This is a genomic window from Chitiniphilus shinanonensis DSM 23277 (assembly GCF_000374805.1).
In the GTDB taxonomy this organism is placed as follows: domain Bacteria; phylum Pseudomonadota; class Gammaproteobacteria; order Burkholderiales; family Chitinibacteraceae; genus Chitiniphilus; species Chitiniphilus shinanonensis.
In genome coordinates, this window is sequence record NZ_KB895343.1 from 139,595 (window position 1) to 159,659 (window position 20,065).

Below are 20,065 nucleotides of genomic sequence, written 5' to 3' on the forward strand. Positions count from 1 at the left end.
CCGCTAGGCGCCTCGTCTGCGACGTTGCGCGTCGAAGGCCTCGACCACCTGTTCCGCCTGGGCATACAGCTGCCGGTTGACGATCAGCCGGCGCGCGTATTGGCCGAACTGGTAGCCGGTCACTGTTTCCAGCAGCGCGCCCTGCGCCAGTACCACTTCGTCCGGGGTCTGGCGCAGTTGTCCCGAAGGACTGGCCAGCACGATGTAGTTGGCGCTGTCTTCCGCCCGGATCACCACCACCTGATCCGCGAACGCCTTGCACAGGCGGTGAATGTAGATCCCCGCGTTGTCGTCGGTGCCCAGCAGATTGAATACCGCCACCCCGTTCGGCGTCAGGCAGTCCAGGCAGCCCCGGTAGAAGGCCTCGGTGCACAACGATGGATGGATGCCGCGACTGTCGAAGCCGTCGACCAGCAGGACGTCGACATCGGCATGCCGCCGTCGCAGGTAGTCGGCACCGTCCGCGCAGACCACCTGGAAGCGCTCGTCGTCCGGCGGCACGTGAAACTGGTCCCGCAGCGCGATGACGCGCGCGTCGATCTCGCAGACCGTGGTCGCCGTGCCGGGCAGCGCGTGATAACAGTACTTGGCGAGCGATCCGCCGCCCAGCCCCACCATCACCACCTGCCCGGGATCGGGCACGAAGAGCCGGAACGCCAGCATGCTGCGGGTGTAGCTCAGCACCAGATGCAGCGGGTCCTTGAGCGCCATCCTGCTCTGGATGGCCGTCAGGTCGAATTGCAGCGTGCGATGGCCGGCGCCTTGTACCACGCAGGGCGCCATCTGCCCCGGATGCGCCAGGCCGGCCTGGTCGAGCAATGCGCGATGAATCGGCAGGGTCATTCCGCAGCTTTACGAAGGAAGTAGGTCTGGCGATCCGGGTTGCGCACGATGACGTAGCGCGGGGTGAAGCCCAGGGCGCCGTACAGGATGTCGTAGCCGATTGCTTCGAGATCGGCGCGGGTGCATTCGAGCTCCAGCTCGATTGTCTCGGCCGAAACCGCTTCGGTGCGGCATATCAGTTGATGCGCAGTGATCTGTTCGATCAGACGCGATTGCCAATCCGCCTGGCCGTGAAGGCCGATGACCCGGAGTCCGTAACGTTGAATCTGCATCGGTGACGTTGCCGTGCCGGAGGAATATGTGCGAAACATTATAATGCAATGTGTGTTGATGTATGTTCATGAACAAAGCAAAATAACGTCCGGTTATCACTTTCGATCAAGTGCGGCGTAAGGGTTCCTGCCTGCGGCGCATACCATGGCGGACGCCGCCCACGACCGCACGGCGGTTGCGGGCCATGGGGTGTCGAACGGCCGGGAACCGACGGGCCCCAGACGCTTTGGCGAGTGCACTTTCCAACCGGGTTGATATGTATCGATACCTTTATCTCAGTGATGTCAGCCCTGAGTTCGAGCCCTATCAGATGGGCATGCTGGCCCAGCGGGCCAGGGCCAAGAACCAGCGGCTGAACATCACCGGCCTGCTCCTGTTCGATGGCCTGCATTTCTGCCAGTACCTGGAAGGGGCGAAAGGGGATGTGCAGCAGCTGATGCGCGTGATTGAGCGGGATCCGCGACACTGCAACCTTCGGTTATTGGGAGAAGGGCTCAGCACTCGGCCGCGACGACTGTCCGATGAAGGCTTGTTCGTGGGTTACAGCACCGATGCCGCCTTTCTGCCCGGGCTGGCCGAGGGGATGGCCGGCATGGACCAGGTGGTGGCGCAGATCTGGGAGGCGCTGCCGCGGCTCGACGTGGACCAATCGGCCGACTGGAACCGGCCGGCGTAGCATCGCGCCGGCCAGGCCCGGTCAGATCGCCGGGCTTGCCATGGTTTCGGTTCTTTCCAGCCCGGCCACGCGGTTGCGCCCGGAGTGCTTGGCTTCATAAAGCGCCGTATCGGCTTGCGTGACCAGCTTGTCCCAATCGGCATGCGGGCCGCTGAGCGCTATGCCGAAGCTGGCCGTCACGCGCAATTCGCCGCCGGAGGGCAGGGCAATGCGCAGGTTCTCGATCCGCTGCCGCAGCTTTTCCGCCACCGCCCGCACCGCCCTGGCATCGGCCAGCGGCACCAGCACGATGAATTCCTCGCCGCCGACGCGCCCGATGTTGTCCTCGTTGCGGCATGCCCGCGCCACGGTCTGTGCCACGGTCTTCAGCACCAGATCGCCGATCGGGTGGCCATGTACGTCGTTCACCTTCTTGAAGTGATCGATGTCGAACATCACCAGCCCGACGCGCCAGCCGCCGAATTCGGCGTGATTGAGCAACTGCTCGCCGATGGTCTCCAGCGCGCGACGGTTGTGAACGCCGGTCAGGGTGTCGGTCTCGGCCTGGTGTTTCAACTGCTGGGTCATTTCCGCCAGGCGCCTTTCGGTCTGAAGCCGCTTTTCCTGGTTGGCGCGCAGCACGTCGATGGCGTCGAACAGTTGTTCCACTTCGGGGCCGCCGCGCGGTGGGCGCGCCGCCAGCAGGTTGCCATCGGCCAGATCGATGATGGCCTTGCGGGCCTGGAGCAACGGCACCAGCATCCGTCGCCGGCTGATGTGCAGCAGGATGATCAGCGCCACGATCAGGGCGCAGCACAGCGTCATGGCCGCGATTGCTTCGCGTTTTGCGCGCTGGCTGCCCCGGAGCGCCTGCCTGGTGGCCGAATGGATGATCTGCGTCTGCAACTGTTCGATCGACCGCATCGATTGCGTATAGCGGTCGGTGAAGGCCATCACGGAAGGCAGCCTGGCGCTGCTGCCTTGCCGCAACACGCTGTCGAGCAGGCCGTAGCCATCGCCGAAATAGCGTTGCGCCACCGAATGCCGCGCCTGTTGCATGCCCGGCATGTTCCAGTAATTGCCAACCTGGCGATTGAGCAGTCCGGCCAGTTCGTTCAGGTGATCGCGCAGATGATTGATGCGTTGTTGCCGGGATGCGTCGATCGCCTGGTGCTTGATCAGCGGCACCATCAGCTGGGCGGCCAGCCTCCCGGCGTATTCGCGCATGTTGCCCATCGTCTGCGACATCAACACCGCATCGGAGATGCGCCGGTCCGTTTCGCTGGCATGCACGCCGGTCTCGGTGATGGCCGGGCGCAGGTCCTCGGCCACGCGATACATGCTGGCGATCACGTGGCGGATCTCCGCGTCATCCCGCGTGGCGAGGGGTTCGGCTGCCAGTTGGTCGGCCACTGCCCGCGCCTGCACCAGATTCCGTTGCAGGCGTGCCACGGCCCTGCCTGCCACGATGAAATCCTGGTGATGCCGCGTGATCAGCAGCGATACCCGCTCCAGCTCGGCGTCGCTGCGTTGGCGCGCCTCGGCCAGCGAACGGCGTTGTGGGTAGTCGTGGACGCGCAGGTCGCTGAGCAGGCGGAAGGTATCGCCGCGTTCGGCGGCGAGCAGGTTGGCGGTGTTCAGGACAGCGTGGTAGAGCGTCAGATTCTCCAGGCTGCGCCGGTTGGTCTGTAGCTCCTGATAGCTGTGGTACATCAGTTGGCCGGCCAGGGCCACGGCGATCAGGACAATGGCCAGCGAGCCGAAATGGAACTTCTGGTCGAGCGTGAGCTTTTTCACGGCGACAATCCACATGACGACGATCCGTCGATACTGGAGCGGCCGCGGACGGAAAAAATTGATGCCCGGCAAACGGGCCGAGGACCGAAAGGCGTCGATGGCCGCCGCCCTTCATGTCGATGGCATGGCGTGGTCCAGGCCCGAAACGTGGTAACACCAGCAAAGTCGGGCCCTGCGACGGGGTTGGCTTGTCTTGCGGCGGCGGGCGAGGAGGCCGCAATTGGCAAAATGGCAGTCGGATTGTTCCGATGCGTCGGCGCCGCCGGCAGAGCGCTCGTTACGCTTCCAGGAAAAAACGTCGAGGAGCGCGACGTCATCAGCCCGAAGGCGGGCGGGGCACTAAATCGTCATGGGCGGCGATAAGGCGCCCGGTCAGCGACGCCAGCATGGATTTCGGCGCGGAGCTGATGGTGGCCCGGCTTGTCCGGATAGGAATGGTCGACCCCCCGCCTGGCGGCCGGGGGAGCGCTGGCGCCGCCGCGACGGCGCCACATGGTTTACGCGGGCTGGCGCGCGGCGACCAGCGGTTCGCTGGCGGGCAGCGCCGGCGACGGCGTGCTCCACAGCGCCCGCACCACCTGGAGCGCGAACAGCACCGCGCCGCCGATGAAGACCAGGTCGCCGCCGGTGCGTACCCAGCGCAGCGTCTGCAGCAACGGTTGCTGCATGAATGCCTCGCTGCGGGCATACCACAGCCCTTCGCGCACGCTGGCCAGGAACTGGATGATGCCGATCGGCAACAGGCTGGTGGCGATCATCAGCACCAGGCCGGCATTGAGCGACCAGAACGCGGCCGCCATCCAGCGGTTGTCGAGCGCGAAGCCGGGACGCACGTAGCGCAGCACCAGCAGGGTAAAGCCCAGCGCCAGGAAGCCATACACCCCGAACAGCGCGGCGTGGGCGTGCACCGGCGTGGTGTTCAGCCCCTGCACGTAGTAGAGCGAGATCGGCGGATTGATCATGAAGCCGAAGACGCCGGCGCCCAGCATGTTCCAGAACGCCACCGCGACGAAGCACATCAGCGGCCAGCGCAGTTGCGCCATCCACGGCGCGCGGTGCTTGAGGCGCCAGTTCTCCCATGCCTCGTGACCGAGCACGATCAGCGGCACCACTTCCAGCGCGCTGAAACTGGCGCCCACCGCCATCACCGGCGTGGTGGTGCCGGCGAAATACAGGTGGTGGAAGGTGCCGGGAATGCCACCCAGCATGAACAGCGACGCCGACGCCAGGCTGGCGGCGGTGGCCATCGGCCGCGACACCAGGCCCATGGTGGCGAAGATGAAGGCCAGCGCCGTGGTGGCGAACACCTCGAAGAAGCCCTCTACCCACAGGTGGACGATCCACCAGCGCCAGTACTCCATGATCGACAGGCTGGTGCGCTCGCCGTAGAAGAAGCCGGCGCCGTAGAACAGGCCGATCGCCACCACCGACGCGGTCAGCAGCGCCAGCAGGTTCTTGTCGCCGCCCGGCTGGCGCAGGGCCGGCACGATGCCGCGGAGCATCAGGCCCAGCCACAGCAGCAGGCCGATGAACTTGGCGATCTGCCACAGCCGGCCCAGGTCGACGTATTCATAGCCCTGGTGGCCCAGCCAGAAGTTGAGGTTGGCCGGCATCACCTGGCGGATGGCGAGGTAGTTGCCGATGAACGAGCCGACCACCACCAGCACCAGCGCCCAGAACAGCACATCGACGCCCAGCTTCTGGTACTTGGGATCGCGCCCGCCATTGATCAGCGGCACCAGGAACAGCCCGGCGGCGAGAAAACCGGTGGCGATCCAGAACAGCGCGCTCTGGATATGCCAGGTGCGGGTGAGCGAGTACGGGAACCACTGCGACACGTCGATCCCATAGAACTGCTGGCCTTCCACCGTGTAGTGCGCGGTGAAGCCGCCCAGCAGCACCTGGAACACGAACAGCGCCACCACCAGCAACAGGTACTTGCCGAGCGCGCGCTGCGACGGGGTGAGCGGCACGGCGGCCAGCGGATCGGTACGCGGCGCGGCTTCCTCCGCGTCGTCGTGTCGCCGCAGGAAGGCCCAGCCCCAGACCAGGAAGCCAATGCCGGCCAGCAGGACCACCACGCTGACGATGGACCACACCACGTTCTCGGCGCTGGGCTGGTTGCCGATCAGCGGTTCGTGCGGCCAGTTGTTGGTGTAGCTGACCTGTTGCCCCGGCCGGTCGGTGGCGGCGGCCCAGGCGGTCCAGAAGAAGAAGCGCGTCAGCGCCACGCGGCGTTCCGCGCTGGGCAGGGTGTTCTCCTTCATGGCGAAGCTCTCGCGGCTGCGCTGGAGCGACGGCGCGTCCGAGAACAACTGGTCGTAGTAGCGGGCGGTCCGGGCAATGGCCGCGGCGCGGCGCGGCGAGATGGTCAGCACCTTGGTGGCGGAATCAACGCCGTTGCCGCGGTATTCCTGCTGCAACGCGGCGCGCAACGCCGCCTGTTGCGATACGTCGAGCGCGGCGTAGGGCTTGCCGTGCGCCTGTTGCGCCGCCAGATCCAGCCAGGCGCCGAGTTCGCGGTGCAGCCAGTCCGCCGTCCAGTCGGGCGCCTGGTAGGCGCCGTGGCCCCAGATCGAGCCCAGCTGCATGCCGCCGACCGATTGCCAGGCGGTCTGGCCGTTGAGGATGTCGTCGGCGGTGAACAGCACGCCGCCGCCCTGGATCTGCACCTGTTGCGGGATCGGCGGGGCGTGGCGGTAGACCTCGCGGCCGAAATAGCCGAGCAGGCCGAACATGATCGCCACGACGGCGATCAGGATGAACCAGTGTTTGCGATAGGGGCCCATGGGATTACCTCGTGGCGGTGGGGGCGGTCGGGCAGGCCGGCGGCGTGGCGTGGCGTCGGGGAGGGCGGGCGATGGGGGATCGGGGCGGGCTCATGGGGTCTCCTCTTGTGAAATGGCGTTTCAGCAAGGGGTGTGCCACCCGTCGGATCGAGCGTTGATGCGGGCTCTGGGCGATAAAGGGTGATTATTACCCAATCATGGCAGGGTTGTTTCGACCCTTTTACGGTCGATTTGACCGTGAGTGAGTGGCCGGCGCGGCGGGCCGTGTAGCTACTTGGCCAGCTTGGTATTGCGCAACTGTTCCTGGAAGTGCCCCGCCATCAGGCTGCCCTGGGTGGGCGCGCCGCTGCTGCCGGATGGCGCCTGACTGTAGCTGAAGCTGCCGAGCCGCCCGTCCGAGGTCGCGGCATAGCTGACGGTGTGGCCGGTTTCGCCAGGGTTCACCCCGCGATCCCGGTCGGCCGCGTGCATCCGGGTATTGCCCCGGTACAGCGTGCGGTAGGCGCCGACCTGGCGCACCCGGTTCTCCGGCTTGGTCAGGTCGAGGTAGTCGTGCTTGGCGCCCGATCGCTGGGTGAAGTCGGTATCGGCGGTGCGCGCCAGCATGGTGGTGGTGTCGCGGTAGAACGCCAGCCCGGAATGGTCGCTGTCCAGGCGCTTGCGGGCAGTGGGCGCATCGCTGTCCCGCGTGTCCTTGGTGGTCTGGCGCCCGCCGTAGGTGGCGCTGGACGGGCGGTGCATCACCTCGTTGGGGATGGCGATGGTCAGTCCCTGGTTGTAGGCGGGCTGGCCGTCGCGCAACTGGAGCGACGCGCCGGACGGGATGTGGTCGCGGTTGGAGACGAAGCCGGCTTCTTCCTTCTTGCCGCTGAGCACGTCGAACTTGCTGCCGTCCGGCGCCTGATTGTAGTGCCCGACGTCGAACGGCTTGAGGGTGTCCTGTCCCGACTTGGTCCGGTCTTCGCGGCGGCGATCCACCAATTGCTTGTCCTGCTGCTTGCCCAGCAGTTCCTGGTTCAGCGTCGCGTCCACCGCCGCGCCGCGCTTGCCGGCCTTGGTCTTGTCGTAGCCGAAGAACTTGTTCTGCTGCGAATCGAACACGTATTTGTCGCCGCTGACCGGGTCCATCACCTTATCGCTGGGGTTGCGCTTGCCGGCGTTCTTGAACAGCGCGAAATCGGAGGCGTTCATCTCCATGTAGCGCGCGGCGTGGTCGGTGCGGGCCTGGGTGTCATCCTTGGCGTGGTAGTGCACCTTGCCGCTGTCGTCCATCCGGAACTTCACCGTGGGCGGCGAGCTGCTGGCGGGGAGCGTCGGCGTGGTGCTCTGGGTCGGCGGTGTGACGACCGGCGTGGTCGGGGTCTGGAGGGACAGCGCCGGGGAAGTGGCCTGCGACGCGCTGCTCGGAAGGCTGGGAAAGGCGGTGCTGGCGCCCGGGCCGAACGGCGTGCTGGGCACGCTCAGTGGCGTGAAGTGGGTCGGCGACGACGGCAGGAACGCCGATTGTGGGCCGCTGGGCAGCGGGATCGCCGAGAAGCCCGGTCCCGATGGCGCCGTATGCGATTGCGGCATGTGCTTTTTGACGAGCGTGGGGTCCGGCGTGTCGCTCCGGTCCTGGCGCTTTCTACTGGGGGTGTCGCTCATGGCGGACCGGCCTCGACTTGAATGCCAATATCATAGGCAAATACATAGGGAATGACGGCCGCGTTGTTTCCTCGGGCGCGGCCCGGCCTGGCATCCGGATGCCGGACTTGCCTGGTTCGATGGAACATGACCGGAAGAGGTGCGGCGCCAGCTGCGTTATGGCACCGTGCGCAATGTCGGTTATCGGAGGCGACGCATGAACCCAGGCACCCGGCTTTCCGCGCTGTCCATTTCGCAGGAAGGGCGTTTCGTCAAATTGCTGATCGCGCTGCTGGTGGGCTATAGCCTGCCGGCGCTGTGGAACGCGTCACCCGGCATCGCCGAGACCATGGCGTCGTCGGCCTGGCTGACGCTGGGGCTGGGGCCGTCGGTGGAAAGCTCGAAGAAGTACTTCCTGCAACGCTCGATGGCCAATCTGGTGCCGATCCCGATCGGGTTGGTGCTGTATCCGCTGGTGCCCGAGCCGCTGGCCATCATCGTGCTGGTGTCGCTGGCGATGTTCGTGCTGGTGAAGCACTTTCCCAATGCCTTCCGGTTGACCAGCATGGGCATCGCCATCTGTCTGGTGGCCGGTTTCGGCCGCGATCTGGCGGCGGCGGAAGGGCGCATGTTCGCGGTGTTCTTCGGCATGCTGATCGGCTTCCTGGTCGAGCTGTTCGTGCTGCCGCCGGATCAGGGTTACAAGTTCCACCTGCTGGCGCGGCGCGCCAGCCGGCAACTGGGCGCGCTGTTCGAAAGCGTGGCCGCCACCCGCTCGTTGGACAGCCTGACCGCCGAATGCCTCGATTCGCTGACCCGCGCCCAGCTGGCGCTGCGCGATCAGCTGGCCAATTTCAAGGCCGACTACGGTCCCCGTGGCCGGCGTCACCTGCGGCGCTATGCCGCCGAGATGGCGCTGTTCGAGCACCGGGTGGCGTTGATCGGCAGTGGCGCGCACCTGCTGGGCACGCTGGCCGACTGCCGCGCGCTGTTCGAGACGCTGGAGCCCACCTTCCGCGAGCACGTGTTCGTCCACCTGGCGCGGATCGACGAAGTGCACCAGCAACTGGCCGCGTACTTCGAACACCGTCGCGCCGAGCCGCCGGATCACGATTACCTCCAGGCGCCGTATACCCCGGCCGACAGCGCCAATCCCTATCACATGGTGCTGCAAGGCGCGCTGATGACCCATCAGCGGGTGTTGGGCGAGCGGGTGGCGGCGATCCGGGCGCTGGGCGCGTTGCCCGCGTGAAGGGGCGCAGGGTCAAAAAAAAGCGGATCGGCCGCGGGAAGCCGATCCGCTCAAAACCCGTCACGGGAGGGTCAGGCAGCGACGGGTTCCGGGAACACCCAGCAGTCCTGCTGGGGGAACTCGATCCAGTAATCGTGGCCGGCCGTCAGCGGTGTCTGGCCGAAGGCGCGAAAACGCAGGTCGCGCTGGTGGAACAGGTATTCCCAGCGATCGCCCAGGTACATCGCGGTGCTCAGCTGCGCCTGGATGCGGTTGGGCCCGGGGGCGTCGGTCACCCGCAGCCGTTCCAGCCGCACCACCGCCTGCGCCGGATCGCCCACCCGCAGCCAGTCGAGCGCGCGCCCGAGCAGGCGCCAATCCTTGCCGCCCAGCAGCACCTGCTCGCCATCGACGCTCAGCACCTCGGCGCTCAGCCGGTTGTTGCTGCCCATGAACTCGGCGGCGTACAGCGTGCGCGGCGCGCCGTACAGCTCGGCCGGCGTGCCTTCCTGCTCGATGCGGCCGTTGCGCAGCAGCAGGATGCGGTCCGACATCGCCATCGCCTCGGTCTGGTCGTGGGTGACGCACAGCGCGGACAGGTTGAGCTGGATGATCAACTCGCGCAGCCAGGCGCGCGCTTCCTCGCGCAGCTTGGCGTCCAGGTTGGAAAGCGGTTCGTCCAGCAGGATCACCGGCGGGTTGTAGACCAGCGCGCGGGCGATGGCGACGCGCTGCTGCTGGCCGCCGGAAAGCTGGTACGGATAGCGCCTGGCCAGATGGGCCAGGCCCAGCTGCGCCAGCGCCTTCTCCACCCGTTGCTCGCGTTCGGCGCGCGGCACGCTGCGCAGCTTGAGGCCGTAGCCGACGTTCTCGGCCACGGTGCGGTGCGGCCACAGCGCGTAGGACTGGAACACCAGCCCCAGCGAACGCGATTCCACCGGCCGGTTCACGCCGGCGGCGGCGTCGTACAGCGTGTGGCCGTCGAGCAGGATGCGGCCACGGTCGGGCTGCTCCAGCCCGGCCACCGCGCGCAGCAGGGTGGTCTTGCCGCTGCCCGATGCGCCCAGCAGCGACACCACTTCGCCGGCACGCAACTGGAACGACACGCCTTCGAGCACCTTCACGCCGTCATAGGCCAGGTGCAGGTCTTCCACGATCAGCTTAGTCATGCAGTTTCACTCCAAAACGCAACGCCAGCGCCAGCCCGGCGCCGACCATCAACACATTGACGACCGACAGCGCCGCCACCTGCTCCACGGCGCCGGTGGCCCACAGCGACACCAGCAGCGAGCCGACCACCTCGGTGCCGGGCGACAGCAGGTACACCCCGGTCGAGTACTCGCGCTCGAAGATCATGAACACCAGCAGCCAGCTGGCCAGCAGGCCGTGGCGGATCAACGGCAGCGTCACGTCGCGGCTGGTGCGGGCGCGGCTGGCGCCGACGCTGCGCGCGGCCTCCTCCAGCTCCGGCCCCACCTGCAACAGCGCCCCCTGGATCAGCCGCATGCCGTAGGCCAGCCACACCACCGTGTACGCCAGCCAGATGCAGAACATCGAATTCTTGAATTCCTTCAGGCCGGGCACGAACAGGAACACCCAGAGGAAGGCCAGCCCGGCGAGCAGGCCCGGCACCGCGCGCGGCACCAGCACCAGGTAGTCCGACAGCTTGACGCCCCAGTCGTGGCGCCGGTGCCCGGCCAGGCCGAGCGCGGTGTAGCAGAACACCGCCGCCGCGCCGCCCAGGACGCCGACGGCAAAGCTGTTGACCATGGCGCGCACCAGGTTGTCCTGCTCGAACAGGCCGCTGAAGTTGTCCAGCGTCAGCGCCTGCCACCACGTCACGCCTTCGCCCCACTGGCTGACGAAGGCGCGCAGCACGATGCCGGACAGCGGCACGAACACGGTGACGAACAGCCACAGCATCACCAGCCCGAACGCCGCCCAGCGCCACGGCCCCAGCGGCAACACCTGGTGGCGGCTGGCCTTGCCCTTCACCGCGACGAAGCGCTTGGCGTTGCGCAGCAGGCGCCGTTGCAGCAGCACCAGCGGCACCGTCACCAGGATGATCAGCACCGCCACCACCGCCATCAGGTGGTACGACGGGATGCCCAGCTTGTTGGTCAGCTTGTACAGGTAGGTGGTCAGCACCAGGTGGCCCTCGGGGTCGCCCAGTACCAGCGGCAGGCCGAACACCTCGAAGCCCAGGAAGAACACCAGCACCGCGGCGAACAGCAGCGACGGCATCACCATCGGCAGGCTGACGTCGCGGGCCACGCGCAACGGCCCGGCGCCGGCCACCCGCGCCGCCTCCTCGACATCCGAGCCCAGGTTGCGCAGCGCGGACGAACAGTACAGGTACACGTGCGGCACATGGGTCAGCCCGGCGATCACCGCGATGCCCGGCAGCGAATACGGGTTCCACGGCACGCCGCCGAACCAGCCCTGCCACCAGTTGGAGTAAAAGCCCACCGGGCCGGCGGCGACCACGTAGCCGAAGCCGAGCACCATCGGCGACACGAACACCGGGGTCAGCAGCCACGGTTCCAGCCAGCGCCGGCCGGGCAGGTCGGTGCGGGCGGTGGCGAACGCCAGCACCGCGCCCAGCGGCACCGAGATCAGCAGCATGCCGCTGGCGATCACCAGCGAGTTGCGCAGCGCCGACCAGAAGTCGAGGTCGTCGAACACGAAGCGGTAGGCGTCCAGCGACAGCGCCTTGTCGGGCATGAAGAACGGCGCGTCCAGCACGCTCTGGTAGACGATCAGCGCCAGCGGGGTGAGCACGGCGAGCGCGGTCAGGCCCAGCACCAGCCAGCGCAGCAGGTCCGGTCGCCGGCCGCCGCGAGCGGGCATGGCGGCGGGCAGCGCCAGCTGTGGCGCCGTGGGATTGAGGGTGGTCATGGCAAATCTCCGGCTTGCGCGGCGCCGTGGCGCGCGCAGCGATCAGGATCGGGAGGCGAACGGCCCGGCGGGCCGCGCGGTCAGCGGCCGATGGCCTGCCGCCATTGCTTGAGGAATTGCAGCCGCTTGGCCTGGTCCAGGTAGACCAGCAGGCCGGGGCCGACCTGGATCGGCTTGAGGCTGTTGCCCAGTTGGCGGGTCAGCTCGGCGATGGTGAGTTCGCCGGTGACGTCGCTGCGCAGCGAGTAGATGTCGGAGCGCTGCGCCAGCAGGCTCTGGCCGCGCCTGGACAGCAGGTAGTCGACCCACAACCGCGCCGCGTTGGGGTGGCTGGCGGTCTTGGCGATGGCTTGCAGCCGGCTCATCACCAGGGTGTAGTCCTTGGGGTAGACGTAGCCGATGGCCGGGTCCTTGCGCGCCTTGGCGTAGGCGTAGGAGCCGATCATGTTGTAGCCGATCAGGTTCTCGCCCGAGGAGATGCGTTCCAGCATGGTGCCGGTGGACGATTGCAGCCGCAGCCCGCTGGCGCCCATGGTGCGCACGATGTCCCAGGTGGCGGCGCCGCCCACCCGCACGTCCTGGGTCAGGTAGGTAAAGCCCACGCCCGATTTCTCGATGTCGTAGGTGGTGATCCTGCCCTTGAAGCGCGCCGGATCGGCCTTGATCAACCGGGCGAGATCGGCGTGGGTCTGCGGTACTTCCTTGGGCGAGAGCAGGCGCTTGTTGTAGACGAACACCACCGGCTCGTAGGTGGTGCCGTAGGCCTGGTTCTGGTAGTACGACCACGCCGGCAGCCTGGGCAGCTCCGGCGAGGCGTAGGCGGCGGTGTAGCCGTCGTTGACCAGCTTGATCTGCAGATCCATCGCCGAGCTCCACAGCACGTCGGCGCTGAGGCTGCCGGCGGCGCTTTCGCTGATGAAGCGGTTGTACAGCTCGGTGGTGCTCATGTCGTGGTACTCCACCTTGATGCCGGGGTAGAGCGCTTCGAAATCCTTCACCAGCGGCCGGGCGGCGGCGGTGTCGGTGGCGGCGTAGACAATGACCTTGCCTTCCTTCCTGGCGGCGGTCACCAGGCTGGCGTAGCTGGCGGGGTAATAGTCGGGCTGGTTCGCGGCGGCGAGCGGCGAAAGCGCCGCGGTCAGGGTCGCGAGCGCGGCCAGGTACTGGGCGATTTTCATCGAGGACTCCTGTAACTCCAGAATGGCGACTACGGAAAAAACCACCGTAGCCCTTGTGCGCCGGCCGGGGTGCGATCCCGGTCGACTTTCCTCCTCTGCGGGAAGATGCGCCGCCTGACTGGCTGCGGGGCCGGAAAGCGGGCCCGTTTTGCGTCGACGGCATGCATGGCAAATGCATGCTAGCGCCGTAGCACTTTCCAACCGCTTTCAGTTTTGCAGACAAGGAAAGCCCTGATTCGGCCTGGATCGGGCTTTGGATACACTGCATGCCTCTTTGTGCACCGACCGGGGCCCAGCCATGCGTATCTTGCTCGTCGAGGACAACCTGCCGCTGGCCCAGTCGCTGACCCGCGCGCTGACCCAGGCCGGCTTCGCCGTGGACACCATGCGCAACGGCAGCGAGGCCGACAACGTGCTGCGCACCCAGGACTACGCGTTGACCATCCTCGACCTGGGTCTGCCCAAGCTCGACGGCTGGGAGGTGCTCAAGCGGCTGCGGGCGCGCAGGCAGCGCATGCCGGTGCTGATCCTCACCGCCCACGGCTCGGTGGAGGATCGGGTACGCGGGCTGGATCTGGGCGCCGACGACTACCTGCCCAAGCCGTTCGATCTGTCCGAACTGGAGGCGCGCGCCCGCGCGCTGATCCGTCGCAGCCATGGCCTGGAGAACCCGGTGCTGACGTGCGGTCCGCTCCGCTACGACAGCGTCAGCCGCGTGTTCAGCATCGACGGCGCGGCGCTGGGCCTGACCCCGCGCGAGCACGAAGTGCTGGAAGTGCTGATGCTGCGCGGCGGCAAGGCGGTGGGCAAGGAAGCGCTGTGGGAGAAGATCGCCGGGTTGGACGACCAGGCCAGCGCCGACGCGGTGGAGATCTACATCCACCGCCTGCGCAGGAAGCTGGACGGGCGCGGCGTGGCCATCGTCACCCTGCGCGGCCTGGGCTACCTGCTGCAAGCCGCATGAAGCACAGCCTGCGCCTGCACCTGGTGCTGTGGCTGATCCCGCCGCTGATGTGCCTGCTGGCGCTGGATGCCTTCATGACCTACCGCCGGGCGATGGGCGCGGCCAACGTGGCGTTCGACCGCACCCTGTTCAGCTCGGCCAAGGCCATCGCCGAGGGGTTGCGCATCCACGGCGGCGAGGTGGTGGTCGATATTCCGTACCTGGCGCTGGAGATCTTCGAATCCAACGCCGAGGGGCGCATCTACTACAAGGTGAGCGAGGACAACGGCCGCTACCTGACCGGCTACCAGGATCTGCCGCCGGCGCCGCGCCGCGACCTGCGCTTCTATCGCCCGGTGTACTACGAGGCGGATTACCAGGACGTCTCGCTGCGCCTGATCGCGTTGCGCCAGCCGGTGCACGACGTGGCGACCGGCGTGACGCGGGTGGTGTGGGTGCAGGTGGGCGAAACGCCCGAGCTGCGACGCGAGCTGGCCAAGGAAATATTGATCGGCGCCTTGCAGCAGGAAGCATTGCTGGTGGCGCTGGCGGTGCTGATCGTGCTGATCGCCACCTATCGCGGCCTGGCGCCGCTGCGCCAGTTGTCGGAGCAGGTGGCCGCGCGCGCCGAAGGCGATCTGTCGCCGGTGGCGGTGACACGCCTGCCCAGCGAACTGCGCCCGCTGACCGATGCGCTCAACCAGTACGTGGCGCGGATGAGCCGCATGCTGTCGGCGCGGCGACGTTTCTTCGTCGATGCCGCGCACCAGTTGAAGACGCCGCTGGCCATCCTGCGCGCGCAGACCCAGACCGCGCTGCGCGAGCGCGACCCTTCCGATATCCGGCGCGGCCTGCTGGGGATGGAGGAAACGCTGGGGCACGCCAGCCGTGGCGTGCAGCAGTTGCTGTCGCTGGCGCGGCTGGAGACGGACAGCGGTTACGAGGTGGCGCTGGAGCCGCTGGACCTGGCCGCGCTGGTGCGCGAGGTGGCGTTGGAATGGGCGGCGCCGGCGCTGGCGGCCGGGGTGACGCTGGGCTACGAAGGGCCGCGGCGGGCGATGGTGCTCGGACGGCGCGAGCTGCTCCAGGAACTGGTGAGCAACCTGATCGACAACGCGCTGCTGTACAGCGGCAGCGACGACGTGCTGCTGGTGCTGTCGCAGGACGAGACGGACGTGACTTTGGCGGTGATCGACCACGGCCACGGCGTGGCGGTGAGCGAATCGGAAAAGCTGTTCAAGCGCTTCTACCGGGGCGACAGCGCCAAGGGCGAGGGCAGCGGCCTGGGGTTGGCGATCGTGCGCGAGATTGCCCACCGCCACGCTGGCGCAGCCGGCCTGCAGGCGACGCCGGGCGGTGGGCTGACCGTGCTGCTGCGTCTGCCGGCGCAGGCGGCCCGGGGCGAGGCCGCCGGGCCGCCAACGGATCAGAACGGATAGACCACGCCGCCGGGCTCCTGCACCCGTACCGGGCCGATCACGCTGTTGAACAGCAGGTCGCCATCGGGCAGGAACTGGGTCAGCGCGTAGAAGCCGTTGCCCAGGATGTTGTTGCCGAATACCGTCTGGTGCAGCGTCTGCCCGGTGTTCCAGTCCATGCCGACCACGGTCCAGCCGCGCCCGTCGGTGTAGTAGCCGTTGGCGAAGACGATGCCCGAGGCCGAGCTGATGCCGGGGACCATGGTGTTGGACGAGATATCCGAGCGCGCCCAGACGGAACTCCAGCTATGCGTGGTGGTATCCCACTGGAAGCGTTCCACCCCGGCCGGCGGCGGCAACAACGGGCCGCGCACCAGCGCATCGACGAAGGCGTTGCCCGAGCCGGTGCTGCCGTCCAGTGCCGAGACGTTGTTGACCACGAAGGCACCGTAGCCATCCACCGCCACCGATTGGTCGGTCTGGATCTGGTAGGCCGACGGCAAGTTGCAATTGACCTGGATCTGCCCGGCGACACGGCTGGTGAAGCCGGCCGGGATCTGGTCGCGCCAGAAGGCCACCAGTTTCATCCGTTGCTTGCCATCGGTGATCACCACCAGCTTGTCCGGGTCGTCGCCGAAACCCATCAGCGTGGGGGTCGCGCCCGAGCCCGAGCCGAAGAGGGTGGGGAAGGTGTCGCCGGTGTCGTAGGGCGAGATCCAGGCGCCGTCGGCCGGGTTGGTCGAAACTGCGCTGCCGGTCCACACCACCTTGCGCATGAATTTGTCCGAAACCACGTAGATGCCGTTGTTCGAATCGACGGCGGCGGAGTTGCTGATGTACTCGTCGCTGTTGAAATTGGCGGTATGCACCGGGCCGGTGAACGAGCGATCGACGATCGACACCGAGCGCGTGCCGAGTACCACCAGCTTGCCGTCGTAGGTCATCACCAGGCCGGTGACCGATTCGCCGCTGGGCAGGAAGGTGCTGGTGTCGAGCGTGCGTTCGATATGGATGCCCAGCACCGGCAGCGCCGGCACGTTGAGCGCGAAGGCGTGGATCTTGGTGCCGTAGTTCACGTACAGCACGTTCTGGTTGTCCACCACGCTATAGGCGCTGGAGATGCCGCCACCGCCCAGGCCGAGCTGGGTCACGATCTGCTGTGCCTGGGTGAGGGTGGTGATGGGCGCGGTCAGCAGGCCGAGCAGGCTGTTGACCACCGTCTGGCTCAGGCCCGGCAGCAGCAGTCGCGCCACCGGGGTGAACTGGTCGTTGGCGACGTTGATGTAGCTGACGCCGGTGCTGGCCACGCCCCACATGTAGTTCGGCGAGGTGGTGGCCAGCGTCATCAGGTTGATCGGGCCGGCCGGCACCTGCGGCCCGGCCAGGGCGCTGACGTAGCTGGTGCCTTGCGGCACGGCGTAGGGGAAGGCGTCGGTCTGCGCCGAATCGAAATGGGTGACCGCGTACTTCTCGGCGGCCAGGTAGGGGTTGGGCGGCGGGTTGCCGGCCAGCGCGGCAACGCTGCTCAGCATGGCGGGCAGCGCCAGCGCGAGCGAACGGATCAGGCGAAGACATCCAGTGGTCATGTCGGTTCTCCGGGTAAGAAATGCGGGCGTCGACACTGGTGCGTCGATCAACCCGCGTATCCGATATAAACCTTGTTCAATGCTGAACAAACATGACTGGATAAAAGGCGGTTTGCTGTCTGGCTGCAAAAGAAATGAGGGGGTCCGCGGATGGTCGGGGTGGCGGTGAACTACGCGGTGGAACAATGCTGAAAACGAACGACGCGGCCCGATGAAGGGCCGCGTCGTGTTTGCCGGGCTTGGTCGGTGACCGGCTTCAGAGCAGCAGGCCGTTCACCAGATGGTTGATCGCCGCGCCGCCGAGCAGCATCCAGCCGAACAGCACGGTGGCGAGCAGGATCGGCTTGACCCCCGCCTGGCGGATGGCGCTGATGTGGGTGGTCAGGCCCAGCGCCGCCATCGCCATCGACAGCAGCACCGTGTCGAGCGTGATCAGCTGACCGACCACGGCTTGCGGCAGCAGGTGCAGCGAATTGAAGGCCGCGACTGCGATGAAGATGATGGCGAACCAGGGGATGGTGATCGGTGCCTTGTCCTGCTTCGCGGTGGCCTGGTTGCTCCGCCCGGCCTTGTTGCCGCGCCGCGCCAGATAGTTGGCGAGCAGCAGCAGGAACGGTGCCAGCATCATCACCCGGATCATCTTGGCGATCACCGCCGCGTTGCCGGCGTCATCGCTGATCGCCCGCCCGGCCGCCACCACCTGCGCCACTTCCTGCACCGTCGAGCCGATGTACACGCCATAACGTTGCGGCGTGGTCGCCAGCCATTGGTGCGTCAGATTGAGCTGGTACAGCCACGGGTAGAGAAAGATGGCGATGGTGCCGAAGATCACCACGGTGGAGACCGCCACGGCGACCTTGCTGGCGTCGCCCTTGACCACCGGTTCGGTGGCCATCACCGCCGCCGCGCCGCAGATGCTGCTGCCGGCACCGATCAGCATCACCGTCTGGTCGTCCAGGCGGAACACCTTGCGGCCGACCCAGAAGGCCATCAGGAAGGTGGAACTGAGCGTCAGCAGATCGATCACGATGCCGGCGGTGCCGACGTCGGCGATCTGCTGAAAAGTGAGGCGGAAGCCATAAAGGATGATGCCGAGCCGCAGCAGCGTCTGCTTGGAGAAGTGCACGCCGGCCGCGCATTGCGGAGCGACGGGCCGATACAGCGTGTTGCCGGCCACGATGCCGACCGCGATGGCCAGCGTCAGCGCGCCCAACCCCAGGTCGGCCACCCAGGGAATGTTGCCAGCCCACACCGACAGCGCGGTGATGGCACCCACCAGCAGCAGGCCGGGCAGGTAGTGGTTGAACGACTGCAGTTTCGAGCCGAGTTGGAAGGTGGGGTCCTTCGATCCTATGACGGTGGTGGAGTCCATGTGCGTAACGCCCAAAGCAGTGAATCGGATGCCTTGAGGCTACGCCCCACCCCTTCATTAGTAAAATTGATTATATGTTTATGCCTAACAAGAATAAGTGATAGGATCGGCTGGCCATGAACGGGCGGCGATCCAGCAACGACGCGCCTTCGCGGAGAAAACCATGCACATCACGCTGCGCCAGTTGGCCGTCTTCGTCGAAGTGTTGAAGAGCGGTTCGACCACCCAGGCTTCGGTAACTTTGGCATTGTCCCAATCCGCGGTGAGCGCGGCGCTGTCGGAGCTGGAGCACCAGCTCGACGTCAAGCTGTTCGACCGCCTGGGCAAGCGGTTGGTGGTGAACGAAAACGCGCGCCTGCTGTACCCCAAGGCGCAGGCGCTGCTGGAGGACGCCAGTGAGATCGAGCAGTTGTTCGCCAGCGAAGGCGGCGCCTTCCGCCTGGCGGCCAGCAGCACCATCGGCAACTACATCCTGCCGCGCGCCATCGCGCGCTACCGCCGCGACTTTCCCGACGTGCCGCTGGAACTGCATGTCGGCAACAGCCGCGAGGTGATCCAGCTGGTGGCCGAGTTCAAGGTGGATCTCGGTTTCATCGAAGGGCCGTGCTACATGCCCGAGGTATTGACCCGGCCCTGGCGCGACGACGAACTGGTGATCTTCTGCGCCCCGGATCATCCGGCCGCCAGCCAGCCCGCCACTCTGGAAACCTTGTCCCAGGCGCCGTGGATTCTGCGCGAAAGCGGCTCGGGCACCCGCGAAGTGCTGGAGCACGCCTTGCTGTCGCAATTGCCGCAATTCAATTTGGTGATGGAATTGGGGAATTCCGAGGCGATCAAGCACGCGGTGCGCTACGGCCTGGGCATCAGCTGCCTGTCGCGCCGGGTGGTCGAGGAGCAATTGCGCGACGACTCCCTGGTGCAGATCGCCTATCCGCCGCTGCATCGCCCGCTTTACCTGATCCAGCACCGCAGCAAGCGGGTTTCCAAGGCGTTGGAGCGGTTTTTGACGTATTGCTGAGGTGGGTTGACCCGCACCCAATATTTTGTCCGATGACAATGTGGAGCCCGTTCCACCGCAAGGAACAGCAACGACACATCACTGCCCGGCATCCGGGTAGTACAGGCACTTCGCGAGGGTTACCGGCATCGATCGTCCTCGACAACGTACTAACTGCAAGTGGCTTTTCCTCGCCAGGCAACACTTCGCCTCAGGCAACTCGATTGCCCATATAACGGCTTTTCCGGCACATGCCGATCCGATGCTTCCACCCATTGAAGGGAAACCCTGCTCACCATAATTGACACAGGATCCGGCATCGAACCGGCCCTGACCTTACCTAACACAGCATGGGGATCCCGGTGGAAGGCCCAAGCATTATCTACGAGGTCATGTCTGCCTCAACGGCCCGCACGAGAGGGGTCAATCCACCGGGTACAGCGTGCTCGAAATAGCCCTGAT

At 66.5% G+C, this 20,065-nt stretch carries 16 protein-coding genes; 6 read left to right on the plus strand and 10 right to left on the minus strand.

What is annotated here, in order from left to right; genetic code table 11:
• Positions 1–3: 3 nt before the first annotated feature.
• The gene (locus tag C556_RS20135; protein ID WP_018748325.1) at positions 4–843 is read right to left on the minus strand and encodes a spermine/spermidine synthase domain-containing protein; all 840 of its coding nucleotides are present in this window, start codon (positions 841–843) and stop codon (positions 4–6) included.
• Positions 840–1,115: a hypothetical protein gene (locus C556_RS0111090; protein ID WP_018748326.1), complete on the minus strand. Its 276-nt coding sequence runs from the start codon at positions 1,113–1,115 to the stop codon at positions 840–842. The genes C556_RS20135 and C556_RS0111090 overlap by 4 nt, the downstream gene beginning before the upstream one ends.
• Positions 1,116–1,372: 257 nt before the next feature.
• Here C556_RS0111090 and C556_RS21690 point away from each other — a divergent pair, with 257 nt between their 5' ends.
• Entirely contained in the window at positions 1,373–1,792 is a 420-nt protein-coding gene (locus C556_RS21690; RefSeq protein WP_018748327.1) for a BLUF domain-containing protein, read from the plus strand.
• Positions 1,793–1,813: 21 nt separating this feature from the next.
• Here C556_RS21690 and C556_RS0111100 read toward each other — a convergent pair whose 3' ends face one another.
• A complete protein-coding gene (locus C556_RS0111100; protein WP_157236089.1) occupies positions 1,814–3,568 on the minus strand; it encodes a GGDEF domain-containing protein in 1,755 nt (584 codons plus the stop codon).
• Here C556_RS0111100 and C556_RS22960 point away from each other — a divergent pair.
• On the plus strand, positions 3,536–3,931 hold the full coding sequence (locus C556_RS22960) for a hypothetical protein (RefSeq protein WP_157236091.1): 396 nt from the start codon (positions 3,536–3,538) through the stop codon (positions 3,929–3,931). The two genes, C556_RS0111100 and C556_RS22960, sit on opposite strands and share 33 nt — an antisense overlap.
• Before the next feature lie 134 nt (positions 3,932–4,065).
• Here C556_RS22960 and C556_RS0111110 read toward each other — a convergent pair whose 3' ends face one another.
• The gene (locus C556_RS0111110; protein ID WP_018748330.1) at positions 4,066–6,357 is read right to left on the minus strand and encodes a nitric-oxide reductase large subunit; all 2,292 of its coding nucleotides are present in this window, start codon (positions 6,355–6,357) and stop codon (positions 4,066–4,068) included.
• Between the two features lie 270 nt (positions 6,358–6,627).
• Positions 6,628–8,001 (minus strand): hypothetical protein, encoded by a 1,374-nt coding sequence (locus C556_RS0111115; protein WP_157236093.1) that lies wholly within the window; start codon positions 7,999–8,001, stop codon positions 6,628–6,630.
• A gap of 196 nt (positions 8,002–8,197) precedes the next feature.
• On the opposite strand from C556_RS0111115, the gene C556_RS0111125 reads away from it, so the two are divergent.
• Positions 8,198–9,232 (plus strand): FUSC family protein, encoded by a 1,035-nt coding sequence (locus C556_RS0111125; protein WP_018748333.1) that lies wholly within the window; start codon positions 8,198–8,200, stop codon positions 9,230–9,232.
• 71 nt (positions 9,233–9,303) lie between these two features.
• On the opposite strand, the gene C556_RS0111130 is transcribed toward C556_RS0111125, so the two are convergent.
• From C556_RS0111130 to C556_RS0111140, 3 genes are all read right to left on the minus strand, one after another.
• Positions 9,304–10,380 carry an ABC transporter ATP-binding protein gene (locus C556_RS0111130; RefSeq protein ID WP_018748334.1) on the minus strand — a complete coding sequence of 359 codons (1,077 nt, stop codon included), beginning with the start codon at positions 10,378–10,380 and terminating at the stop codon, positions 9,304–9,306.
• A complete protein-coding gene (locus tag C556_RS0111135; protein ID WP_018748335.1) occupies positions 10,373–12,109 on the minus strand; it encodes an ABC transporter permease in 1,737 nt (578 codons plus the stop codon). The genes C556_RS0111130 and C556_RS0111135 overlap by 8 nt, the downstream gene beginning before the upstream one ends.
• An 80-nt stretch (positions 12,110–12,189) precedes the next feature.
• Positions 12,190–13,287 carry an ABC transporter substrate-binding protein gene (locus tag C556_RS0111140; protein ID WP_018748336.1) on the minus strand — a complete coding sequence of 366 codons (1,098 nt, stop codon included), beginning with the start codon at positions 13,285–13,287 and terminating at the stop codon, positions 12,190–12,192.
• Between the two features lie 298 nt (positions 13,288–13,585).
• Here C556_RS0111140 and C556_RS0111145 point away from each other — a divergent pair, with 298 nt between their 5' ends.
• Together C556_RS0111145 and C556_RS20145 are read left to right on the plus strand one after the other, a co-directional pair.
• Positions 13,586–14,251 (plus strand): response regulator, encoded by a 666-nt coding sequence (locus C556_RS0111145; RefSeq protein WP_018748337.1) that lies wholly within the window; start codon positions 13,586–13,588, stop codon positions 14,249–14,251.
• The gene (locus tag C556_RS20145; RefSeq protein WP_018748338.1) at positions 14,248–15,669 is read left to right on the plus strand and encodes a sensor histidine kinase; all 1,422 of its coding nucleotides are present in this window, start codon (positions 14,248–14,250) and stop codon (positions 15,667–15,669) included. Before C556_RS0111145 ends, C556_RS20145 begins: the two co-directional genes overlap by 4 nt.
• Here the strand turns inward: C556_RS20145 and C556_RS0111155 are convergent.
• Positions 15,657–17,234, minus strand: coding sequence for a hypothetical protein (locus C556_RS0111155; protein ID WP_018748339.1), 1,578 nt, complete (start codon positions 17,232–17,234; stop codon positions 15,657–15,659). The genes C556_RS20145 and C556_RS0111155 overlap by 13 nt on opposite strands.
• A 256-nt stretch (positions 17,235–17,490) precedes the next feature.
• Positions 17,491–18,606 carry a YeiH family protein gene (locus tag C556_RS0111160; protein ID WP_018748340.1) on the minus strand — a complete coding sequence of 372 codons (1,116 nt, stop codon included), beginning with the start codon at positions 18,604–18,606 and terminating at the stop codon, positions 17,491–17,493.
• A gap of 163 nt (positions 18,607–18,769) precedes the next feature.
• Between C556_RS0111160 and yieE the strand changes: the two genes are divergently transcribed.
• Entirely contained in the window at positions 18,770–19,624 is an 855-nt protein-coding gene (yieE, locus tag C556_RS0111165) for a DNA-binding transcriptional regulator YeiE (RefSeq protein WP_018748341.1), read from the plus strand.
• The last annotated feature ends 441 nt before the right edge of the window (positions 19,625–20,065 follow it).